The sequence below is a fragment of the Pseudomonas sp. F2 genome (assembly GCF_057174385.1).
In genome coordinates this window covers 5,403,497-5,424,185 of sequence record NZ_CM169904.1, presented here as the reverse complement: position 1 = coordinate 5,424,185, position 20,689 = coordinate 5,403,497, and the positions used below count along the sequence as shown (strand labels likewise).

The following is a 20,689-nucleotide window of genomic DNA, read 5'->3' as shown; positions in this document are numbered from 1 at the left end:
AGTTACGCCCGTGGCCTTTTTGCTTTCGGCGACATGCCTTGGGAAGTAGGCGAACCAAAGTGGGGATACGGAGGACGTTCATTTACACCCATGTTTTTACCCGTTTGCCCATAGGAGCACTCCAGCATGTCGATCCAGGTCGAAGACTATTTCGCGCGCGAAACCTTTCAGAAAATGAAGGCGTTCGCCGACAAACAGGAAACCCCGTTCGTGGTGATCGACACCGCGATGATCGCCCAGGCCTACGATGACCTGCGCGCCGGTTTCGAATTCGCCAAGGTCTACTACGCGGTCAAGGCCAACCCGGCTGTCGAGATCATCGACCTGCTCAAAGAGAAAGGCTCGAGCTTTGATATCGCCTCCATCTATGAGCTGGACAAAGTCCTGAGCCGTGGCGTCAGCCCGGATCAGATCAGCTACGGCAACACCATCAAGAAGTCCAAGGACATCCGCTACTTCTTCGAGAAGGGCGTGCGCCTGTACGCCACCGACTCCGAAGCCGACCTGCGCAACATCGCCAAAGCCGCGCCGGGTTCGAAAGTCTATGTGCGCATCCTCACCGAAGGCTCGACCACCGCTGACTGGCCGCTGTCGCGCAAGTTCGGCTGCCAGACCGACATGGCCATGGACCTGCTGATCCTCGCCCGCGACCTCGGTCTGGTGCCTTACGGCATCTCGTTCCACGTCGGTTCGCAGCAGCGCGACATCAGCGTCTGGGACGCGGCGATCGCCAAGGTCAAAGTGATCTTCGAGCGCCTGAAGGAAGAAGACGGTATCCACCTGAAGCTGATCAACATGGGCGGTGGCTTCCCGGCCAACTACATCACCCGTACCAACAGCCTGGAAACCTACGCCGAAGAAATCATCCGTTTCCTGAAAGAAGACTTCGGTGATGACCTGCCGGAAATCATTCTGGAACCGGGCCGTTCGCTGATCGCCAATGCCGGCATTCTGGTCAGCGAAGTGGTACTGGTCGCACGTAAATCGCGCACCGCCGTCGAGCGTTGGGTCTACACCGATGTGGGCAAGTTCTCCGGGCTGATCGAAACTATGGACGAAGCCATCAAGTTCCCGATCTGGACCGAGAAGAAAGGCGAGATGGAAGAAGTGGTGATCGCCGGTCCAACGTGCGACAGCGCCGACATCATGTACGAGAACTACAAGTACGGCCTGCCACTGAACCTGGCGATCGGTGATCGTCTGTACTGGCTTTCGACCGGTGCCTACACCACCAGTTACAGCGCCGTCGAATTCAATGGCTTCCCACCGCTGAAATCGTTCTACGTGTAACCCACGTCGATTGAAAAAAGGCCCATGTTTTCATGGGCCTTTTTTATTGGCGCAGCCATGACTCGATACGGGTCAACTGCGCATGGATCTTTTTGCCAATAGCCGACAATTCAGCCTCCCTGTCTTCACGAACGTCGTCAGCGTCTGCAAGGTCGTCAACCTCCTCCTTTAGCAATCGCAAATTTCTCTGTGAGCGCTCCTATTGATAATCTGCCATTCAACTTAGTTCACGAAAACAAATACCCACAAGCCGTTAAATATTAAAAAATACACACATCCCGAACAACCAAAACTCATCCACCACTTATGCAAGAGATTTCAAAAAACGACAAATAATAAACAACAAGAAGTCACACTCAATACCTATACTCACAAGCAAAAGCAATATTAACCTTGAGACTCTTACAACCACTCAAGGAATTAAAAAGTGCAACCCAGTCCAAATCCGCTCATCACCAAGGACGACATTCGAAAAATAAAGAACTACATCTCTGCCGCCAAAGCATTGCCACGCAATGTCGAAGATGTAGAACGCCAATTAAAAACCAAACACACCGGCATTACCGGCCTGGAACTTACTGACATTGTTCAGCTTAATCATACGATCATCAACAATGCCAATTCGTGGATCGATATCGAGTATTCGATGAAGCGTGTGGCCGGAAGTCTCTCGACCTTTTCGGAGGACCTGGAAAGTTTTGGTCAGGAAATTATCGACGCCATCGTGACGATGCCGGGCTACATAAATTACCTGGGCACCATCGACTCGCTGAGCGAAGAAGAAATAACCAGGCTCCCGCCACTGGAGATCGGCACGGCAGAAAAGAATCGATTTGGCTCCATTCAGGAATCTCTCGCATTCATTGCAAGATCGATCGGCGAGAAGCAGCTCAGCAGTCTGGATGTCAGCGAACGTTTGAAGTATTTCAGGACCGATCTTAACGACAACGTTGCCGTGAGTATTGGCGAAAAACTACGTTTGGCCGGCGATGCGCAACTCAACCGACAACTGACCGAATTGAACGTTTCGATTGATCGGGCGAACAAACTCATACAGGAAAAAACCCGCGAGACGGCGCCGGATTTTTTTGATCACATTCTTGGTTTTTTCACCGCTTACCAAGGCGGCCCCCTCGGCTCGAGCGTTTATTACAAAACGCTCGAACTTCAGCAGAGTACCCATTTACGCCCATTGATCGCCCAGCGAGATCAACTCGCGGAGCAGATCAAACAAACCAACATCCTGGCCGGCACGCTTCTGGAATTCCAGTCGGGTCTGGACAGCATGTCGCTGTATGTCGAAGGAGCCATCCAGAGTACCTCGCAACTGGAGACGCTATGGATCTCCATTACTGACTACATCAATGCTTCGCAAAATAAAGTCATGGGTATGCACGAATTTCTGACCCTCAGAAGTTTTGTCTCCAGTTTCAAGATTGTTATTAAAAACTGGAAAACCGTTCAAGCCAACGCGAATCAACTCATCCACGCATTCGACTGACACCATCCAATCATTCAGGAAATATTCATCATGACCAACCTTATTTACGCCCAGCCTGACCTCGGCCGTATTCAAGAAAGCCGCGAGGCAATTCGTTATCAAGCGCTCGTTGGCTCTGCCAACCTGTATATCAAAGCCTTGAGCGATGAGTTGATCGCTTTGAATGCCGCCGTCAGCGACCTTGATCTTACGGCCGCGAATATCTTCACTTCGGCAATTACAGCGCTGGAGACCGACGACCTGAACGAAAACCTGCAGGCACTGGCCAGCCTCAACGCCAGTGAAACTAGTGCTCAGGTTGAAAAAGCACGCCAGCAGTATTCGCACATCGTCACGCAACTGATCAAGCTATGCGCTGAACACATGACCAGGTTGCACGCTTCACTGCACAACGGTGTGTTCGGCGTACAGAGCATCGCCATCAGCAACAATCGTTTCCGACTTGAAGAATTGGCTGCGGCCAAAATCAGTCTGACCCAAGAGTACGACGCCGAGAAAATCCCGCTGGCTGAATTGAAAGACGATGAAACCGTTCTGAATCTGGCCATTGCCGAGTTCGAAAAGCTGACATTCATTGATCGAATCAAGCCATTGCTTGAACAACTGAAGGCGATCATCGGCAACAAACCGACCACCCCTGAGGCGGCGGCACTGGAGGCCGGACTGATTATCGCCAACAAGTTTCTCGACGAAGCCAACGAGCTGATCAAATACAAGGATCTGATCAAGGCGCGTCAGATCATCCAGACGCGCCTTGCACAACGCGAGGAGCGCGTGGCGTCGCTGGCCAGGCAACTGCGCGACAACGACGACAAGACCCGCCAGTTGAAAGATACCCAGAAGGTTGTGCCACACCAGCAAACCTATGTCAGTGAGGCCGGCAAACTGACGGCTGCGTTTTCCGCGTTTCTCGGTGCGGTCACGGCTGTGCCGAATGAAGACGTTCTGCGGCGTGGCGAACGATTGCTGGAACACAGCCAGTCCCTGCGCAATTACCTGATACCGCTGCAGGGACGCTGGTTACGCGGGTGATCGAAGGCGCCTGCCCTCGATTACTGATGGAGAGCAGGCGCCTCGGCGTCAAGGGCCGCCAGACGCTGACGGTACTCGGCGCCCATGGCGCGTATCTGCGGATGCGCGGATGCCAGCAGCGATTCGCCGCTGACGCGCAGGAACTTCACATTGCCGAGCCATAAAGCCTTGCGCAGCCATTGCAGCGCCTCTTCGATTCGCCCCGCTTGCGCCAGGATCGCGGCGTGACTGAACTGCCCGCGAAAATCCCCACCCTCGGCGGAGCGTCGATACCAGTCGTGTGCTGCTGGCAGATCCATCGGGCCTGCCCGCCCTTCCTCCAGATACCGTCCCAGCAGGTTCATTGACTTCGCATGACCCGCTTCAGCGGCGCGCCGATACAACGCCAATGCCTGACGCTGATCGACCATGACACCGCGCCCGGTCGCCAGCAGATTGGCGAGGTTGTACATCGCCCAATCCAGCCCCGCGTCAGCGGCGATTCGATAATGCTGCGCGGCAATCGCGGCATTCGCGACGCATCCCCAGCCATGCTCATGACAACGGCCCAGCATGTTGCGCGCCATCAAGTGCCCTTGCCTGGCGGCGATGGCGAACCAGCGCAGTGCCAACGTTTGATCCTGAGCAATGCCACGGCCATCGAGCAGGATCTGCCCGAGCAACGCCTGCGCTTCAACAATGCCCTGGCCGGCGGCGAGCAGAATCGCCTGCGCCGCACGCGCCGGACTTTCTTCGAGCATGGCGCTGAGCTGCGCAACGTCGAGCACTTCCTCGCGCCGCAGTTGAAAACTCATACGTCAACCCAGCGCCGCAGCAGGTTGTGATAGGTGCCGGTCAGGCGAATCAGCGACGGGTGATCAGGCATGTCCTGAGTGAGCTGCTGGATCGCCCCGTCCATCTCGAACAGCAAGGCGCGCTGGCTGTCTTCGCGCACCAGACTCTGCGTCCAGAAGAACGACGCATAACGCGCACCACGGCTGACGGCGTTGACCTTGTGCAGGCTGGTGCCGGGGTACAGCACCATGTCGCCGGCGGGCAGTTTCACCCGTTGCGTGCCAAAGGTGTCCTGAATCTCCAGTTCGCCGCCGTCGTAATCCTCGGGCTCACTGAAAAACAGCGTGGCCGACAGATCGGTGCGCACCCGCTCGATGCTGCCTTTGGGCTGACGCACGGCGTTGTCGATGTGAAAGTCGAAACTGCCGCCCGCCGTGTAGCAGTTGAGTAACGGCGGGAATACTTTGTGCGGCAGCGCAGCGGACATGAACTGCGGATTTTTCCACAGCCGCTCGAGCATCGCGGCACCGATTTCCTTGGCCAGCGGATGGCCTTCCGGCAGTTGCAGATTGTGCTTGGCCTTGGCCGACTGATAGCCGGCGGTTATTTTGCCATCGGCCCAATCCGCCTGCTCCAGCGCCTCGCGGATGCGCTGCACCTCTTCTTTGCCGAACAGGCCGGGGATATGCAACAGCATGGCGATCGTACCTGATGGTAAAGGGGTGCCAATGGTATTGATTCTTATTGTCTGTGTAAAACCCGCGTGACGGATGAACCGGTAAAAACCGTAAGGTTAAATTGTAAAGAATGTAAATTCGTCGCGAATAACAATGTTTCGCAATTGATACGAATACCTGTTTACCCTATATTCCGCGACCTCAAATCCTTGGGGAGGGGAATAAAAATGTCACGTCAACACGCACAATTGCCGGTCAGTTCACCACGCCTGCTCGCTTCGGCCATTGGTGTCGCCATCACCGCCGGTTCCGCTGGCCACATGGTCTTCGCCGCAGAAAAGACCGACAGCAAAGCCTCCGGCAATGCCATCGCCCTGGACGCTACCGCCATCACCGGCGAAGCGCAGGACTCGACGTCCTACCAGGTCGAAAAAGCCTCCTCGCCCAAGTACACCGCGCCGCTGGTTGATACCCCGCGCTCGGTCACCGTCATCCCGCAACAAGTGCTCAAAGACACCGGCGCCCTGAACATGCAGGACGCGCTGCGCACCGTGCCGGGCATCACCTTCGGTGCCGGTGAAGGCGGCAACCCGCAGGGTGACCGTCCGTTCATCCGCGGCTTCGACGCTCAAGGCGACACCTACCTCGACGGCGTGCGCGACACCGGTTCGCAGAGCCGCGAAATCTTCGCTGTGGAGAACATTGAAGTCAGCAAAGGCCCGAACTCGGCCATCGGCGGTCGTGGCGCAGCCGGCGGCAGCATCAACCTGGTGAGCAAAAAAGCACACCTGGGCAACTCGTTCGACGGTGGTTTCACCTGGGGTTCCGACCAGACCCAGCGATACACCCTGGATGGCAACTACCAGTTCAGCGACACCGCTGCCGGCCGCCTGAACCTGATGAGCCACGAGAGCAATGTCGCCGGTCGCGACAAGGTCGACTACGATCGCTGGGGCATCGCGCCGTCCCTGGCGTTTGGTCTGGGCACCGACACCCGGGTCAACCTCGACTACTACCATCTGGAAAGCAACGACACCCCGGACTCGGGCATTCCTTACACCATTCCGGCCGGTGGTTCGGCGGCACGTACCAAGTCCAACCCGGACAAGCCGTACGCCGGTGGCGATCACAGCAACTTCTACGGTCTGGATCGGGACTTCCGCAAGGGCCGCACCGACACCGCGACTTTCGCCATCGAGCATGACCTGAGCGACTCGCTGACCATCAAGAACACCCTGCGGCACGGCACCAGCATGCAGGATTACATCCTGACTCAGCCGGACGACAGCAAGGGCAACGTCAACAATGGCAGCGTCTGGCGCCGTGCCAACACGCGGGTCAGCAACACCGAGACCACCACCAATCAGACTGATCTGTTCGGCAATTTCTATGTCGCCGGTTTCAAGAACAGCTTCTCCACCGGTGTCGAATACACCCGCGAGGAAGGCCAGAAATCCTCGTACAACGTCAACACTGACACCACGCCGCGCACCAGCGCCGCGACCACCAATTGCACCCCGTCGATGATTGGCGCATCGAGCGGCTACAACTGCACCTCGCTGTCGAATCCGAACCCTAACGATCCGTGGAACGGCGCGATCTCGCGCAACTACGCCGGCACCGACACCAAGGCCAACACCTATGCGCTGTATGCGTTCGACACCCTGGAGTTGTCCGAGCAGTGGCTGGTGAACATGGGCCTGCGTTACGACCACTTCGATACCGACTACAAGACCTACAACAAAGCAGGCACCACCACTTCCAAGGGTGATGACACCAGCGAGTTCGTCACCGGTCAGTTCGGCGTGGTCTACAAACCGGCACCAAACGGCAGCATCTACGCCTCCTACGCAACCTCCGCGACGCCACCGGGCAACACCCTCGGCGAAGGCCAGGAAGGCAACCCGCTGGGCGGCACTCCGGACCGCAATGGCAACCTGCTCAAGAGCGACATGGAGCCGGAAACCACCAAGAACTACGAAATCGGTACCAAGTGGGATCTGCTGAACGATCGCCTGTCGCTGACCGCTGACCTCTTCCGCACCGAGAAAGAAAACGCTCGCGTACAAGTCGACACCACCTCGTACGAAAACGCCGGCAAGACCCGCGTGCAAGGTATCGAGCTGTCGGCCAGCGGCAAGATCACCGACAAGTGGCAAGTGTTCGCTGGCTACGCCTACATGGACAGCGAACAGGTGGACGGTGGCGACCTGCCGACCAACAAGGCCAACAACGGTAACGAGTTGCCGAACACGCCGAAAAACAGCGCCAGCCTATGGACCACTTACCAGGTCACGCCGAAGCTGACCCTCGGTGGCGGCGCGTTCTACGTCGACGACGTCTACGGCAGCGTGGCCAACACCACGATGGTCGATTCCTATGTCCGCTACGACGCGATGGCCGCCTACAAGCTGAGCAAGAACGTCGACCTGCAACTCAACGTGCAGAACCTGACCAACGAGGTCTACTACGACAAAGCCTTCTCGACGCACTTCGCCAACCAGGCGGCGGGCCGTACTGCATTGTTGAGCACCAACTTCCACTTCTGACCGATGTGGAAACCTGTGGGAGCGAGCCTGCTCGCGAAAGCGGTGGGTCAGTCAAGTAGAGGCTGACTGACACGACGTCTTCGCGAGCAGGCTCGCTCCCACAAGGTATGCGCCGCAAGGCTTGGCCCCGTTCATCGACTGAACGGGGCCTTTGTGCGTAATCAAAGAAGCTCTCGACAACCCACGGCATAATGCGCGCCGTGATGACAATTTTCGAACGGACAAGGCGAGCGACGTGTTGAAGAAAACCCTGTTCCAGTTGCACTGGTTTTTCGGCATCACTGCCGGGCTGGTGCTGGCCCTGATGGGCATTACCGGTGCCGCCTACTCGTTCCAGGACGAAATCCTGCGGGCGCTGAACCCGTCGGTGTTGCAGGTGGAAAAACAGGTCGCTGGCGTCCTGCCCCCGGTCGAGCTGGTGGAACACATCGAAGCAAGCGCCGGCAAGAAAGTCGCGATGCTCTGGGTCGAAACCGACAGCGGCAACGCCGCACGTGTCTACTTCACCCCGCCCAAAGGCGAACGTCGCGGCGAGATGCGCTACTTCGATCCGTACACCGGCGAGTTCATGGGCGACGCTGTGGGCCAGGACTTTTTCGGTCTGATGCTGCAACTGCACCGCTTCCTCGCCATGGGCGATACCGGGCGCAACATCACCGGCGCCTGCACCTTGATCCTGGTGTTCTTCTGCCTCTCCGGGCTGTACCTGCGCTGGCCGCGCCAGTGGAACAGCTGGCGCGTGTGGCTGACCCTCGACTGGCAGAAAAAGGGCCGCAGCTTCAACTGGGATTTGCACTCGGTGGCCGGCACCTGGTGCCTGCTGGTGTATCTGCTGCTGGCGTTGACCGGGTTGTCCTGGTCGTACGAGTGGTACAACAAAGGCCTGACCAGACTGCTTTCCGATGCGCCGCAAAACGAACGCATGCGCGGCGGTCGTGGCCCGGCGCCGGAAGGCCCGGCACCGACGGCCGACTACGCGGCGATGTGGAGCAGCATCTATAGCGCTGCCGGCCCGGGCCTGTCGGCGTATAACATCCGCATGCCGCCAGTGGCCGGGCAACCGGCGACCGTGTTCTACCTGCTCGACAGCTCGCCGCATGATCGCGCGCTGAACCAGATCACCCTCGACCCGGCCACCGGCGTGGTCAAACGTGTCGACCGCTACGCCGACAAGAGCTTCAAAGCGCAGCTGTTGACCAGCATTTACGCGCTGCACGTCGGCAGCTATTTCGGTCTGGCCGGACGGATCATCGTCACCCTCGCGGCGGTGTGCATGCCGCTGTTTTTCATCACCGGATGGCTGCTGTATCTGGACCGCCGGCGCAAGAAAAAACAGATTCAGGACGCACGCAAAGGTCTTCAGACTCCGGCCGGCGATGCACCGGCATGGTTGGTGGGTTTTGCCACTCAGAGTGGTTTTGCCGAACAACTGGCCTGGCAGACCGCCGGGCAATTACAGGCCGCCGGGTTGCCGGTGAAGGTGCAGCCGCTGGCGGACGTCAGCGCCGAGGATCTGCGCGAATCGAGCAATGCGTTGTTCGTGGTCAGCACGTTCGGCGACGGCGAAGCACCGGACAGCGCGCGCGGTTTCGAACGCAAAGTGCTGCGCACCGCTGCCAGCTTCGACGGCCTGAACTATGCGGTGCTGGGCCTCGGCGATCGCCAGTACCCACAATTCTGCGGCTTCGCCCGACGCCTGCATCAGTGGCTTGACGATCACGGCGGCAAGACCCTGTTCGCTCCGGTGGAAGTCGACAGCGGCGACCCGTACGCCCTGCGTCACTGGCAGACGCAGCTCGGCCTGATCACCGGGCAAGCGCCGGTCGACACCTGGCAAGCGCCGAGCTACGACAACTGGACGCTGGTCAGCCGCGAACTGATGAACCCCGACAGCAGCGGCGCGCCGGTTTACCTGTTGGGCCTGAAGGCGCCGAGTACCAGCAGCTGGCTGGCCGGGGATCTGGTAGAGGTGCTGCCACGCAATTGCGCGTGGGCGGTCGAACATTTCCTCGACGGCCTCGGCATTCGCGGCGAAACCCGCGTGACGATCAACGGCCTGGAAGAGCCGCTGGAAGTCGCCCTCGCCTCGCGCCAACTGCCCGAGCATCGCGCGCATCTGGTCGGCCTGCATGCGCAAGCGCTGGTGGAGGCAATGGTGCCGCTGGCGATGCGCGAGTACTCGATTGCCTCGATTGCCGCTGACGGTGTGCTGGAGTTGATCGTGCGCCAGGAGCAGCACAGCGATGGCAGCCTGGGCATCGGTTCCGGTTGGCTGACCGAGCATGCTCCGGTCGGCGGCAGCATCAGCCTGCGTGTACGTCGCAACAGTGGCTTCCACCTGCCAAACGAACCGGTGCCGATGATTCTGCTGGGCAACGGCACCGGCCTCGCCGGGCTGCGCAGCCTGCTCAAGGCACGCATCGCCGACGGTCAGCAGCGTCACTGGCTGCTGTTCGGCGAGCGCAATCGCGAGCATGATTTCCTCTGCCGCGCGGAGCTGGAAGAGTGGTTGATCAATGGCGATCTGGCGCGACTCGATCTGGCGTTTTCACGGGATCAGGCGCAGAAGATTTACGTCCAGGATCGCCTGCGCGAATCCGCTGAAGAGCTGAAGAAGTGGCTGGCCGATGGTGCGGTGATCTATATCTGCGGCAGCCTTCAGGGCATGGCCGCTGGCGTCGATCAGGCACTCAACGACATCCTCGGCAGCGCCGAAGTCGAACGCCTGATCGAACAGGGTCGCTACCGCCGCGACGTGTACTGACACTACTCATACCCCATGTGGGAGCGAGCTTGCTCGCGAAGGCGTCGTGCCAGTCGGCCTAATTGTCAACTGATCCACCGCTTTCGCGAGCAAGCTCGCTCCCACAAGGAAATTGCAGTGCCTGTGAAATCAGACAGGCTGCAACTTCTGCTCGAAAACCGCCACCCCATTCAAATCCCGCAACACCACACTCATCTCCCCGCTCTGCGCTTCGATATTCACCTCGCCAAAAAACTGAAACCCGGCAAACGGTGAAGCGTTCTGCGTCGGTGGTGCTTTCTGGAACACCACCTCCGGGCCGAAGGTCTTGTCCAGCGGATTGGGCCCGAAACTGCCGGCATTCAGCGGCCCGGCGACAAACTCCCAGAACGGTTCGAAATCCTGAAACGCCGCGCGATCCGGGTGGTAATGATGCGCCGCGCAGTAATGCACGTCCGCGGTCAGAAACACGAAATTGCGCACGTGCTGCGCCCGCAGAAAACCGAGCAGTTCGGCGACTTCCAGTTCACGCCCTTGCGCCGGGCCGGGATCACCGTTGGCCACCGCCTCCCAGCGTGCGACGCCGGGGCTGACTTCGCCGTCGGGCACGCCGAGGCCGATCGGCATGTCGGCGGCGATCACCTTCCACTGTGCCTTGGAGTGCTTCAAGCCGCGCTTGAGCCAGTCCAGTTGTTCACGTCCCAAAAACGGTTTGGCCGCGCCAAGGTTGTCGTCGTTGGCCCCGCGATAGCTGCGCATGTCGAGCACGAACACGTCGAGCATCGGCCCGTAGCTGAGCTTGCGATAAATCCGCCCGCCGCCATCGGCCGCCTGCAAACGCATCGGCGAATATTCCAGCCAGGCCTTGCGCGCACGGCCGACCAGGGTGTGGATATCTTTCTCTTGATAACGCTCGTCGAGCTGCTTGCCCGGCGACCAGTTGTTGACCACTTCGTGGTCGTCCCACTGCCAGATCTGCGGTACTTCGGCATTGAAGCGGCGGATGTTTTCATCCATCAGGTTGTAGCGGTAATTGCCGCGATAGTCGTCGAGGGTCTGCGCCACTTTGCTCTTGGCTTCGGTGGTGAGGTTGCGCCAAATCCGCCCGCCTTCGGTGGTTACTTGCGCCGGCACCGGGCCGTCGGCGTAGATGGTGTCGCCGCTGTGGATAAAGAAGTCCGGCAGGCGCAGGCGCATGGATTCGTAGATGCGCATGCCGCCGATGTCCGGGTTGATGCCGAAGCCCTGGCCGACGGTGTCGCCACTCCAGACGAAACGGATATTGCGCCGCGCCTTCGGAGCGCTGCGCAAATGGCCGAGCCACGGTTCGCTGGCGACGCCGGATTGCGCGTCCTTGAAATACACCCGATAGAAAATCGCCTGATCGGCGGGCAGCCCGGTCAGCTCAACCCGGGCGGTGAAATCGGTGCGCGCGTCAGCCAGGGGCGAGACGACACGGCGCGGGTGGCGAAACTGGCTGCGGGTGTCCCACTCGACCACCATCCGCGCCGGACGGTCGCTGCGGCTCCAGATCATCGCGCGGTCGCCTTGCAGGTCGCCGGACTGCACGCCGTCGGTGAGTTGCGGCCGATCCTTGACCGACGCGATCACTGCCGGCGCCAGCCCCGGCATCAGCAGCCCGGCACCGACAACCTGCATGACCCGTCGGCGACCAACGTTGAAATCGCTCATGCGTGTTCTCCCTGAAAAAAGGAAAACTTAAGCACGGGATCATGAATCCGGCATGACACAAACAAAGATCGCAGCCTGCGGCAGCTCCTACAGAGAACCTCGATCCCCTGTAGGAGCTGCCGAAGGCTGCGATCTTTTGCCCTTAAGCTTTTACCGGTTCCAGCGCCAACTCAACGGCTTCCGGACGCTTGACCGTCGCATAGACAACAGCCGTCAACAGACTCCCCGCGACAATCGCCAGCAGATACAACAACGCATGATTGATCGCATTGGGGATCGCCAGCACAAACAAGCCACCATGCGGCGCCATCAGTTTGCAGCCGAAGTACATCGACAACGCGCCGGTCAGCGCACCGCCGGCGATGCTCGCCGGGATCACCCGCAGCGGGTCTTTGGCAGCAAACGGAATTGCCCCTTCAGAGATAAAGCACAGCCCCAGCACCAGCGCCGCTTTACCGGCCTCGCGCTCGGTCTGGGCGAACTTGCGGCGAGCGATGAACGTGGCAATGCCCAGCCCGATGGGCGGCACCATACCGGCAGCCATGGTCGCGGCCATCGGCGCATAACTCTGCGAAGCCAGCAGCCCCACCGAGAAGGCATACGCGGCTTTGTTGATCGGTCCGCCGAGGTCGACGCACATCATGCCGCCGAGCAATACCCCGAGCAGGATCGCGTTGGTGGTGCCCATGCTGTCGAGGAAATGCGTCAGCGCCGCGAGCATCCCGGCGACCGGTTTACCCACCACGTAGATCATCACCAGACCGGTGAACAGGCTGGCGAACAACGGGATGATCAGAATCGGTTTCAGCGCTTCCAGACTCTGCGGCAACGCCACATAACGACTGATGGCCTTGGCCGCATAACCGGCGATGAAACCGGCGACGATCCCGCCGATAAACCCGGCGCCCAATGTGCTGGCAAGCAAACCACCAATCATCCCCGGTGCCAGGCCCGGACGGTCGGCGATCGAGTAGGCGATGTAACCGGCGAGCAGCGGCACCATCAATTTGAAAGCGGTCTCGCCGCCGATCTGCATCAGTGCCGCCGCCAGCGTGCCTTCTTCCTTGAACGCGGTGATGCCGAAGACGAACGACAGCGCGATCATCAGACCACCGGCCACCACCATCGGCAGCATGAACGAGACACCGGTCAGCAGGTGTTTGTAAACGCCGGTTTTCTCTTGTTTGGCCGGCGCCTTGCCGTCGCTCGCAGCGCTCTCCACCTGAGCTTCGGCGAGGGCTTTTTTCAGTGTGGCTTCGGATTGCTTCAAGGCAATGCCGGTGCCGCAGCGGTAGATTTTCTTGCCGGCAAAACGCTCGGTGGCGACTTCGATGTCCGCCGCCAGCAACACCACATCAGCCTCGGCAATCGCCGTCGCGCTGAGCGGGGTTTTCGCGCCGACCGAACCCTGGGTTTCGACGTGCAGTTCATAGCCCAGACGCTTGGCCGTCTGCTGCAACGCCTCGGCCGCCATGAAAGTGTGGGCAACACCGGTCGGGCAGGCGGTGATGGCGACGATGCGCGGCGCACGTGGCGCAGCGGTAAGCGGGGCGGCTTCGCTGGCGACATAAACTTCAGCCTCTTGCGCACCGCGACGCAGCACCGCTTCGACATCTTGCAGCGCTTGCGCCGGGGCGATGCGGAACACGCGCTTGCCGACAAAACGCGTCATGTCGATGTCACCGGTGGCGACCAGCAACACCCACTCCGCCGCCTCAATGGTGGCGGCCGACAACTCACGTTCCGGATGCGCCGCATCGACCACTTCAACGCTGGTGCTCCAGCCCTGACGCTGAGCCGCCGCGTCGAGCAGACGGGCGCACAGCACACTGGTGACCATGCCGTTCGGGCAGGCCGTGACAATGGCTAATTTCATGACAAACCCTCTTATTGTTCTGTCAGGGGACGCACGCGCACGCCCTGTTCGAGCCGCGCCAGTTGCGCCGCGTCGTTGATACCGAAGCCGATTTGCGTCACCGCCATCGCGGCAATCGCCGTGGCCGTGCGCAGAGTCTGCTCGGGCGTCTCGGCACTGAGCAGACCGTGGAGCATGCCGGCCAGCAGCGAATCGCCGGCCCCTACCGTGCTGGCGACCGTAACCTTCGGCGGCGTGGCATGCAGCGCCGAGCCGACACTGAACCAGTTCACACCGTCGGCACCGTGGGAGATCACCACGTGCTCGATGCCTTTGGCATGCAGGCACGCTGCAGCCTGGGCTTCGGCGGCGTGGGAGACCACATCGCAATCGAGCGCATCGGCGAGTTCTTCGGTGTTCGGCTTGATCAGCCACGGGCGCGCTTCAATGGCCGCGCGCAAGGCTTCGCCGCTGCTGTCGAGGGCGACTTTCAGGCCGAGGCCGTTCAGGCGTTCGATCAACTCGCGCAACCACTGCGCGCTGACGCCACGCGGCAGACTGCCGGCGACCACCACCGCGTCATGCCCCGGAGCAATCTGCAGCAGACGCTCAAGCAACGCTTGCTGCGCCGCGGCGTCGACCACCGGTCCCGGACCGTTGATGTCGGTGATGCGCCCATCGTGCTCGGCGACCTTGATGTTGCTGCGCGTCTCCCCCGGCACGCGGATGAACGCGTCGATAAAGCCGCGCTTGGCAAACAGGGTTTCGAAAGCCTGCAGATTGTCTTCGCCGAGAAAGCCGCTGACCGTCAGTTGATGCCCGAGATCCGCCAGCACTTGCGCGACGTTCACGCCTTTGCCGGCGGCGTGGGTGTGCATCTCGTCGCTGCGGTTGACCTGACCGGCCTCCAGGCGTGACAGCTCGACCGTGAGGTCCAGCGCCGGATTGAGGGTCAGAGTGAGAATCTTGGCCATTACAGGGCCTCCACTAATGCACGCACTTCGTTCGCGCTGCCCACGGTGAGGGCTTGTTGAGCAAGGGTTTGCGCCTGGTTCAGGCTGAGTTCGCGGATGCGCGCCTTGACCTCGGCGATGCTGCGCCCGGACACGCTCAGCTCATCGACACCGAGGCCGACCAGCACCGGCACCGCCAGCGGATCCGCCGCCAGTTCGCCGCAGACACCGACCCATTTGCCATGGGCATGCGCGGCGCGCACGGTGATGTCGATCAGTTGCAGCACCGCCGGGTGCAGGCCGTCAGCCTGGGCCGAAAGCGTCGGATGACCACGGTCGATGGCCAGGGTGTATTGCGTGAGGTCGTTGGTGCCGACGCTGAAAAAGTCGACTTCCTTGGCCAGCACCGGCGCCAGCAACGCAGCGGACGGCACCTCGATCATGATCCCCAGTTGCAAGTCCGCGACCGGGATTTCCAGGCGCAGGCGTTCGGTCATGTCGCGGGCCTGACGCCACTCTTCAACGCTGCCGACCATCGGGAACATGATCCGCAACGGCCGGTTGTCCGCCGAACGCAGCAAGGCGCGCAACTGCGCTTCCATGACCTGCGGACGCTGCAACGTCAGGCGAATGCCACGCACGCCGAGGAAGGGGTTTTCTTCCTTGGCGATCGGCCAATACGGCAGCGGTTTGTCGCCACCGACATCAAGGGTGCGAACCACCAGCGGCCGACCGGCGAGGCCATCGAGAACGCGGCGGTATTCGACTTCCTGAGTGGCTTCGTCCGGCGCCTGCGGGTGGGCCATGAAAATCAGTTCGGTGCGCAGCAGGCCGATGCCTTCGGCGCCCTGCTCCACTGCGGCGGTAACTCCGGCGCTTTCACCGATGTTGGCGAACACTTCCACGGCGTGACCGTCGCTGGTGTGCGCCGGTTGATGCCGTTGTTCGGCGGCAGCCTTGAGACGCTGCTCGCGGGTATCGCGTTCCTCGGCGGCACGTTGCAGGGTCGCGGCATCGGCATCGACGTGCAGGCGACCGCGCTGGCCGTCGAGCAGCAGCGGCGTGCCGGGTTCCAGCAATAACACTGCTGCGCCCGCACCAACCAGCGCCGGAATCCCCAATGCACGGGCGACGATTGCACTGTGCGCCGTGGCGCCACCACGCGCGGTGAGAATCCCAGCCACGCGGGACGGATCGAGTCGCGCCACGTCCGACGGGCCGACCTCATCCATCACCAGAATGTACGGCTGCTCCGGCTCGTTCGGCGTTTGTACACCGCAAAGTTGCGCCAGCACCCGGCGACCGATGTCCCGCAGGTCCGCCGCCCGCTCGGCGAGCAACGCGTCCTGCAGCGATTCCTGTTGCCTGGCTGCCGCTTCGATCACCGCCATCCACGCCGCTTCGGCGCTTTCGCCTTGCTTGAGGCGAGTGTCGACTTCGTCGGTCAGTTCCGGGTCGTCGAGCATTTCCTGGTGAGTGATGAAAATCTCGCGGATGGCCTTGGCCTTGCTGCGTTCGATCAGGCCCTGAATGTCACGGCGCACGTCGCTCAGAGCTTGCTTGAGGCGTTCGCGCTCGATCGCGGCGGACTCGCCGCGCAACGGGTAATCAATGGCTTGCTGCACCTGAATGTGCGCAGGTCCAATGGCGATGCCCGGTGCCGCCGGGATCGCCTGCAATTGCGCGCCGGACGCCGGGGCAATCAGCACCTCGGCAATATCGGTGATGACTTCGCGTTGCTGACTCACGGCCGGCAGCGGTTCGACTTCTTCACCGAGGCCTTCTTCGATAGCGGCCAGCAGCGCCGGCAAGGCATCGGCGGCGATGCTCGGTTCGGCGATCAACTCCAGCACCTGACCACGCCGCGCACCGAGGCTCAGCAGTTTGCTCAGGCTTTTCACCGACACCGCGCTGTCCGCGCTGTCGACGATGCGCACACGGATTTCACCGTCAAAACTCTTCGCCAGTTGCGCAAGGATCTTCGCCGGACGTGCATGCAGACCGTGAGCGTTGGCCAGCGCAATTCGCGCGCTCGGCCAATCGGCGGGCAGTTCGCCGCCGAGCACTTCGAGAACTTTGCGGCTGCTGGTGGCACGGCCCAGCTCATGGCCGCGACCTTCAATCAACAACGCGCACAGACGTTCGAGCAGCGCCTGATGCGCCTCACCCAGACTGGCCAGACAGAACAGACCGCTGAGCGGCTGGCCGAGGTAACGCATCGGTTTGTCCGGAGTGACGAACGCCAGGCCCGGACGCTTCACGGTTTGCTCGCTGTGCAGCCACCACAGGCCATCGCCCAGCGGCAGCGCTTCGACTTGCTGCAACACACCGGCAAACCCGTTGCTCACACAATCGGCCTGCCGCAGCAGACGCGCGCCACGCCAGACCAGTTCTTCGAAATCGTCAGCCGACACGCCGAGGCCGATCATCTGCGCATCCAGCGCCAATTCCTGCGGCGCACCTTGCAGCAGTTTCAGCAGCGCTTCCGGCGAGCTCGCGCGACGCAGGGCCTGGCCCAGATCGGTCTCGCCGAGGGCGCGGGTCAGCAGTTGCAGCAGACGCAGGTGTTCGTCGGATTTGGCAGCGATGCCGATCGCCAGATAAACGATCTGGCCATCGCCCCAATCCACGCCCTCGGGAAACTGCATCAGCCGCACGCCAGTGGCGAACACCTGATCGCGGGTCTCGGGCGTACCGTGGGGGATGGCGATACCCTGGCCGAGAAAGGTCGAGCCCTGGGCTTCCCGGGCCTGCAAGCCGGCGAGGTAACCGTCGGCGACCAGGCCATCGGCCACCAGATGATTGGCGAGCAATTGCAGGGCGGCGGGTTTATCCACAGCCGATTGGCCCATGGATATCTGCTCTATAGTGAGCTCGAGCATGCGATCTCCTTTTTGGCACATGGATGCGCCAGGATATTGTTTTGAATGGTCACAGCTTAGGCGCTGGTCAGCCTGCTTTTCAGCGGCCGTTTTGGCGGTTTCACGGCAGAACCGGCCAAAGGCGTCTAAAACGTAGAAAATACGCTTGCTGAAACGTTTAATCTAGATTGATCGGCACGTTACTCGATAATGTCTCATCCTTGAAGTCCAACTTGTCGGATGCGCTGCGACAATAGTCGTCTGCCTGAATCGGGTAGGATTGGCGAAAATGTCGCGGCAAGCTCGAAAAAACAAGGAAATACCGGGTTGAAACTCAGTGATATCGCGCGGTTGGCCGGAGTGTCCGTGACCACCGCCAGCTACGTCATCAACGGCAAGGCCGAACAGCAACGCATCAGCAACGCCACGGTCGAGCGGGTGCGTGCGGTCGTCGAACAGCACGGCTTCACCCCCAATCCACAAGCGGCCGGGTTGCGCAGTCGGCACACCCGCACGTTGGGCTTTATTCTGCCGGATCTGGAAAACCCCAGTTACGCGCGGATCGCCAAACTGCTCGAGCAAGGCGCGCGCGCGCGGGGTTATCAGTTGCTGATCGCCAGCTCCGACGACGCGCCGGACAGCGAGCGCCAGTTGCTGCAACTGTTCAAGGCGCGCCGCTGCGATGCGCTGATTGTCGCCAGTTGCCTGCCGGCCGGTGACGACAGCTATCGCCAGTTGCAGGCCAAGGGTCTGCCGATCATCGCCATCGACCGGGTCATGGAACCCGAGCACTTCTGCTCGGTGATCAGTGACGACCGCGAAGCCAGCCTGCACCTGACCCAGAGCCTGCTCGCCCCGCAGCCAAAACAGATCGTGCTGCTCGGCGCACGTCCGGAGCTGAGCATCAGTCAGGAACGTGCGGCCGGCTTCAAGCAGGCACTGCTCGACTTCAAAGGCGAAGTGCTGATCGAGCACGCCGAGTCCTTCAGCCGCGAATGCGGCAAGCAACTGATGGAAGAACTCCTGCAACGGCTGGGGCATTTGCCGGATGCACTGGTGACCACCTCCTACGTGCTGCTGCAGGGCGTGTTCGATGCGCTGCATGACTTCCCGCTCAAATCCCGTCCGCTGCGCCTGGGCACGTTCGGTGACACGCAGTTGCTGGACTTCCTGCCATTGCCGGTCAACGCCATGGCCCAGCAGCACCAGTTGATCGCCGACAAGGCGCTGGAGCTGGCGTTGGCTGCGGTTGAGCAAGCCGAATACAAGCCTGGCGTGCAGGCCATCGCGCGGACCTTCAAGCAGCGTATTCACCGGGACTGAGACGTGGAGCTGATCGACAGCCACACCCACCTCGACTTCCCCGACTTCGACGCCGATCGCGCGGCGTTGCTCGCCGAAAGCCGCGCTCTCGGCGTGCGGCGGATGGTGCTGCTGGGGGTTTATCAGGGCAATTGGCAACGGCTGTGGGATCTGGTGCAGAGCGATGCCGACTTGTATGCAGCGTTCGGTCTGCATCCGGTGTACCTCGATCAGCATCGACCCGCAGACCTGCGCGCACTCGGCGACTGGCTGACGCGGCTGCGCGGCCATCGGCAACTGTGTGCGGTGGGCGAGATCGGTCTGGATTATTTCATCGAAACCCTCGACCGCGAACGCCAGCAAGCGCTGTTCGACGCGCAACTGCAACTGGCGGCAGACTTCGATTTGCCGGCGCTGATCCACGTCCGCCGCAGCCACGCAGCCGTAATCGCCACGCTCAAGCGCTTCAAGCTCAAACGCGCCGGGATCATCCACGCCTTCGCCGGCAGCCGCGAAGAGGCACGCGAATACATCAAACTCGGGTTCAAACTGGGTCTGGGCGGCGCGCCAACCTGGCCGCAGGCGTTGCGCATGCATCGGGTGCTGGCGGAGTTGCCACTGGATTCGATCGTGCTCGAGACCGACTCGCCAGACATGGCCCCGGCGATGTTTCCCGGCGTACGCAATACACCGGCACACTTGCCGGCGATCTGTGCGGCGCTCGCCGAGTTGATGAACATCAGCCCGGAACAACTGGCTGTCGCCAGCACCGCCAACAGCTGCGAAGTATTCGGTTGGTAACACGCCTTCTGTAGGAGCTGCGGCACTGCGATCTTTTGCTCCTCGCCCTTAAAACAAGATCAAAAGATCGCAGCCTCGTTTCACTCGGCAGCTCCTACAGTCGGTTTGCATGCGCTCTGGCTGCGTCGAGGATCAGGGTCATGTGCTGACGGTGGTGAAAAAAACGCAGTAGCGCGAAGTACGCGAAAAGCACGATCAGTGACGCATTCAACTGTTCAGTCACGCTGAGCAGCCCGATCCATTCCATGACCAGCGCCACCAGCAGCGCGGTGCACACGGTTACCGAGGCGCTGAAGCGCAGCAATCCCAGCGAATCGAGGGACTTGAAGCGTTTAATCTGTTTCGGGCAACGCAACTCCAGAGTTTTCTGGCAGTGCGCGCAAGTGAACGGTTCGTTGATTGCGATGGCGTTGAGTTGCCATGGCTTGAGTAGCTGCGTGGTCTGGCAATGAGCACAACGGCCCTGGACTCCCAGGGTTGCAACGGACATGAGCGGCCTCCTCGACGCAATCAGCGGAACACGGATACTGGCTCATTAATGACGAAAAGCCAGCCGTCGGAAGAAAACAGGAATTGGCTTACACGCGTAGGTATCAATGCATTACAACATGTTCTGACATCTGCCCTGCTCCTCCTGTTGGAATGAGCATGTAGTGAGG

Annotated in this window: 14 protein-coding genes; 7 read left to right on the top strand and 7 right to left on the bottom strand. The window is 60.7% G+C overall.

The genetic code is table 11. From position 1 onward, the window contains the following. The first annotated feature begins 126 nt into the window (after positions 1 to 126). From AC193Q_RS24300 to AC193Q_RS24290, 3 genes are all read left to right on the top strand, one after another. A complete protein-coding gene (locus tag AC193Q_RS24300; RefSeq protein WP_047291221.1) occupies positions 127 to 1,290 on the top strand; it encodes a type III PLP-dependent enzyme in 1,164 nt (387 codons plus the stop codon). A gap of 427 nt (positions 1,291 to 1,717) precedes the next feature. Then, the gene (locus AC193Q_RS24295; RefSeq protein ID WP_047291219.1) at positions 1,718 to 2,791 is read left to right on the top strand and encodes an alpha-xenorhabdolysin family binary toxin subunit A; all 1,074 of its coding nucleotides are present in this window, start codon (positions 1,718 to 1,720) and stop codon (positions 2,789 to 2,791) included. A gap of 30 nt (positions 2,792 to 2,821) precedes the next feature. Further along, a complete protein-coding gene (locus AC193Q_RS24290; protein ID WP_483878900.1) occupies positions 2,822 to 3,823 on the top strand; it encodes an alpha-xenorhabdolysin family binary toxin subunit B in 1,002 nt (333 codons plus the stop codon). A gap of 20 nt (positions 3,824 to 3,843) precedes the next feature. Here AC193Q_RS24290 and AC193Q_RS24285 read toward each other — a convergent pair whose 3' ends face one another. Then, a complete protein-coding gene (locus tag AC193Q_RS24285) occupies positions 3,844 to 4,617 on the bottom strand; it encodes a tetratricopeptide repeat protein (RefSeq protein WP_131671437.1) in 774 nt (257 codons plus the stop codon). Continuing rightward, positions 4,614 to 5,294, bottom strand: a complete 681-nt coding sequence (locus AC193Q_RS24280; protein WP_047291212.1) for a Fe2+-dependent dioxygenase — start codon at positions 5,292 to 5,294, stop codon at positions 4,614 to 4,616. The genes AC193Q_RS24285 and AC193Q_RS24280 overlap by 4 nt, the downstream gene beginning before the upstream one ends. 207 nt (positions 5,295 to 5,501) lie before the next feature. On the opposite strand from AC193Q_RS24280, the gene AC193Q_RS24275 reads away from it, so the two are divergent. Together AC193Q_RS24275 and AC193Q_RS24270 are read left to right on the top strand one after the other, a co-directional pair. Next, complete coding sequence (locus tag AC193Q_RS24275) at positions 5,502 to 7,823, top strand: TonB-dependent receptor (protein ID WP_047291209.1); 2,322 nt, start codon at positions 5,502 to 5,504, stop codon at positions 7,821 to 7,823. Positions 7,824 to 8,058: 235 nt separating this feature from the next. After that, the gene (locus AC193Q_RS24270; protein ID WP_047291207.1) at positions 8,059 to 10,587 is read left to right on the top strand and encodes a PepSY domain-containing protein; all 2,529 of its coding nucleotides are present in this window, start codon (positions 8,059 to 8,061) and stop codon (positions 10,585 to 10,587) included. A 129-nt stretch (positions 10,588 to 10,716) separates the two neighbouring features. Here the strand turns inward: AC193Q_RS24270 and AC193Q_RS24265 are convergent, their stop codons facing one another. The 4 genes from AC193Q_RS24265 to ptsP all read right to left on the bottom strand — a co-directional run bounded on the left by AC193Q_RS24265 (position 10,717) and on the right by ptsP (position 17,948). Further along, on the bottom strand, positions 10,717 to 12,258 hold the full coding sequence (locus tag AC193Q_RS24265; protein WP_047291205.1) for an alkaline phosphatase D family protein: 1,542 nt from the start codon (positions 12,256 to 12,258) through the stop codon (positions 10,717 to 10,719). Between the two features lie 142 nt (positions 12,259 to 12,400). Then, positions 12,401 to 14,134 (bottom strand): PTS fructose-like transporter subunit IIB, encoded by a 1,734-nt coding sequence (locus AC193Q_RS24260; protein WP_315437892.1) that lies wholly within the window; start codon positions 14,132 to 14,134, stop codon positions 12,401 to 12,403. 11 nt (positions 14,135 to 14,145) lie between these two features. Next, positions 14,146 to 15,087: a 1-phosphofructokinase gene (gene pfkB / locus AC193Q_RS24255; protein ID WP_483878899.1), complete on the bottom strand. Its 942-nt coding sequence runs from the start codon at positions 15,085 to 15,087 to the stop codon at positions 14,146 to 14,148. Then, positions 15,087 to 17,948 (bottom strand): phosphoenolpyruvate--protein phosphotransferase, encoded by a 2,862-nt coding sequence (ptsP, locus tag AC193Q_RS24250; RefSeq protein WP_483878898.1) that lies wholly within the window; start codon positions 17,946 to 17,948, stop codon positions 15,087 to 15,089. Before ptsP ends, pfkB begins: the two co-directional genes overlap by 1 nt. 306 nt (positions 17,949 to 18,254) lie before the next feature. Between ptsP and cra the strand changes: the two genes are divergently transcribed. Together cra and AC193Q_RS24240 are read left to right on the top strand one after the other, a co-directional pair. After that, entirely contained in the window at positions 18,255 to 19,250 is a 996-nt protein-coding gene (gene cra, locus AC193Q_RS24245; protein WP_041066838.1) for a catabolite repressor/activator, read from the top strand. Between the two features lie 3 nt (positions 19,251 to 19,253). Continuing rightward, positions 19,254 to 20,030 (top strand): TatD family hydrolase, encoded by a 777-nt coding sequence (locus AC193Q_RS24240; protein WP_483878897.1) that lies wholly within the window; start codon positions 19,254 to 19,256, stop codon positions 20,028 to 20,030. Between the two features lie 94 nt (positions 20,031 to 20,124). On the opposite strand, the gene AC193Q_RS24235 is transcribed toward AC193Q_RS24240, so the two are convergent. Continuing rightward, a complete protein-coding gene (locus AC193Q_RS24235) occupies positions 20,125 to 20,520 on the bottom strand; it encodes a hypothetical protein (protein WP_047291192.1) in 396 nt (131 codons plus the stop codon). Positions 20,521 to 20,689: the final 169 nt, after the last annotated feature.

Bases quoted from the DNA above. Each gene is read 5' to 3' on its own strand.
- AC193Q_RS24300 (WP_047291221.1), top strand. From the start codon at position 127: ATGTCGATCCAGGTCGAAGACTATTTCGCGCGCGAAACCTTTCAGAAA.
- AC193Q_RS24290 (WP_483878900.1), top strand. From the start codon at position 2,822: ATGACCAACCTTATTTACGCCCAGCCTGACCTCGGCCGTATTCAAGAA.
- AC193Q_RS24285 (WP_131671437.1), bottom strand. From the start codon at position 4,617: ATGAGTTTTCAACTGCGGCGCGAGGAAGTGCTCGACGTTGCGCAGCTC.
- AC193Q_RS24280 (WP_047291212.1), bottom strand. From the start codon at position 5,294: ATGCTGTTGCATATCCCCGGCCTGTTCGGCAAAGAAGAGGTGCAGCGC.
- AC193Q_RS24275 (WP_047291209.1), top strand. From the start codon at position 5,502: ATGTCACGTCAACACGCACAATTGCCGGTCAGTTCACCACGCCTGCTC.
- AC193Q_RS24265 (WP_047291205.1), bottom strand. From the start codon at position 12,258: ATGAGCGATTTCAACGTTGGTCGCCGACGGGTCATGCAGGTTGTCGGT.
- AC193Q_RS24260 (WP_315437892.1), bottom strand. From the start codon at position 14,134: ATGAAATTAGCCATTGTCACGGCCTGCCCGAACGGCATGGTCACCAGT.
- pfkB (WP_483878899.1), bottom strand. From the start codon at position 15,087: ATGGCCAAGATTCTCACTCTGACCCTCAATCCGGCGCTGGACCTCACG.
- ptsP (WP_483878898.1), bottom strand. From the start codon at position 17,948: ATGCTCGAGCTCACTATAGAGCAGATATCCATGGGCCAATCGGCTGTG.
- AC193Q_RS24235 (WP_047291192.1), bottom strand. From the start codon at position 20,520: ATGTCCGTTGCAACCCTGGGAGTCCAGGGCCGTTGTGCTCATTGCCAG.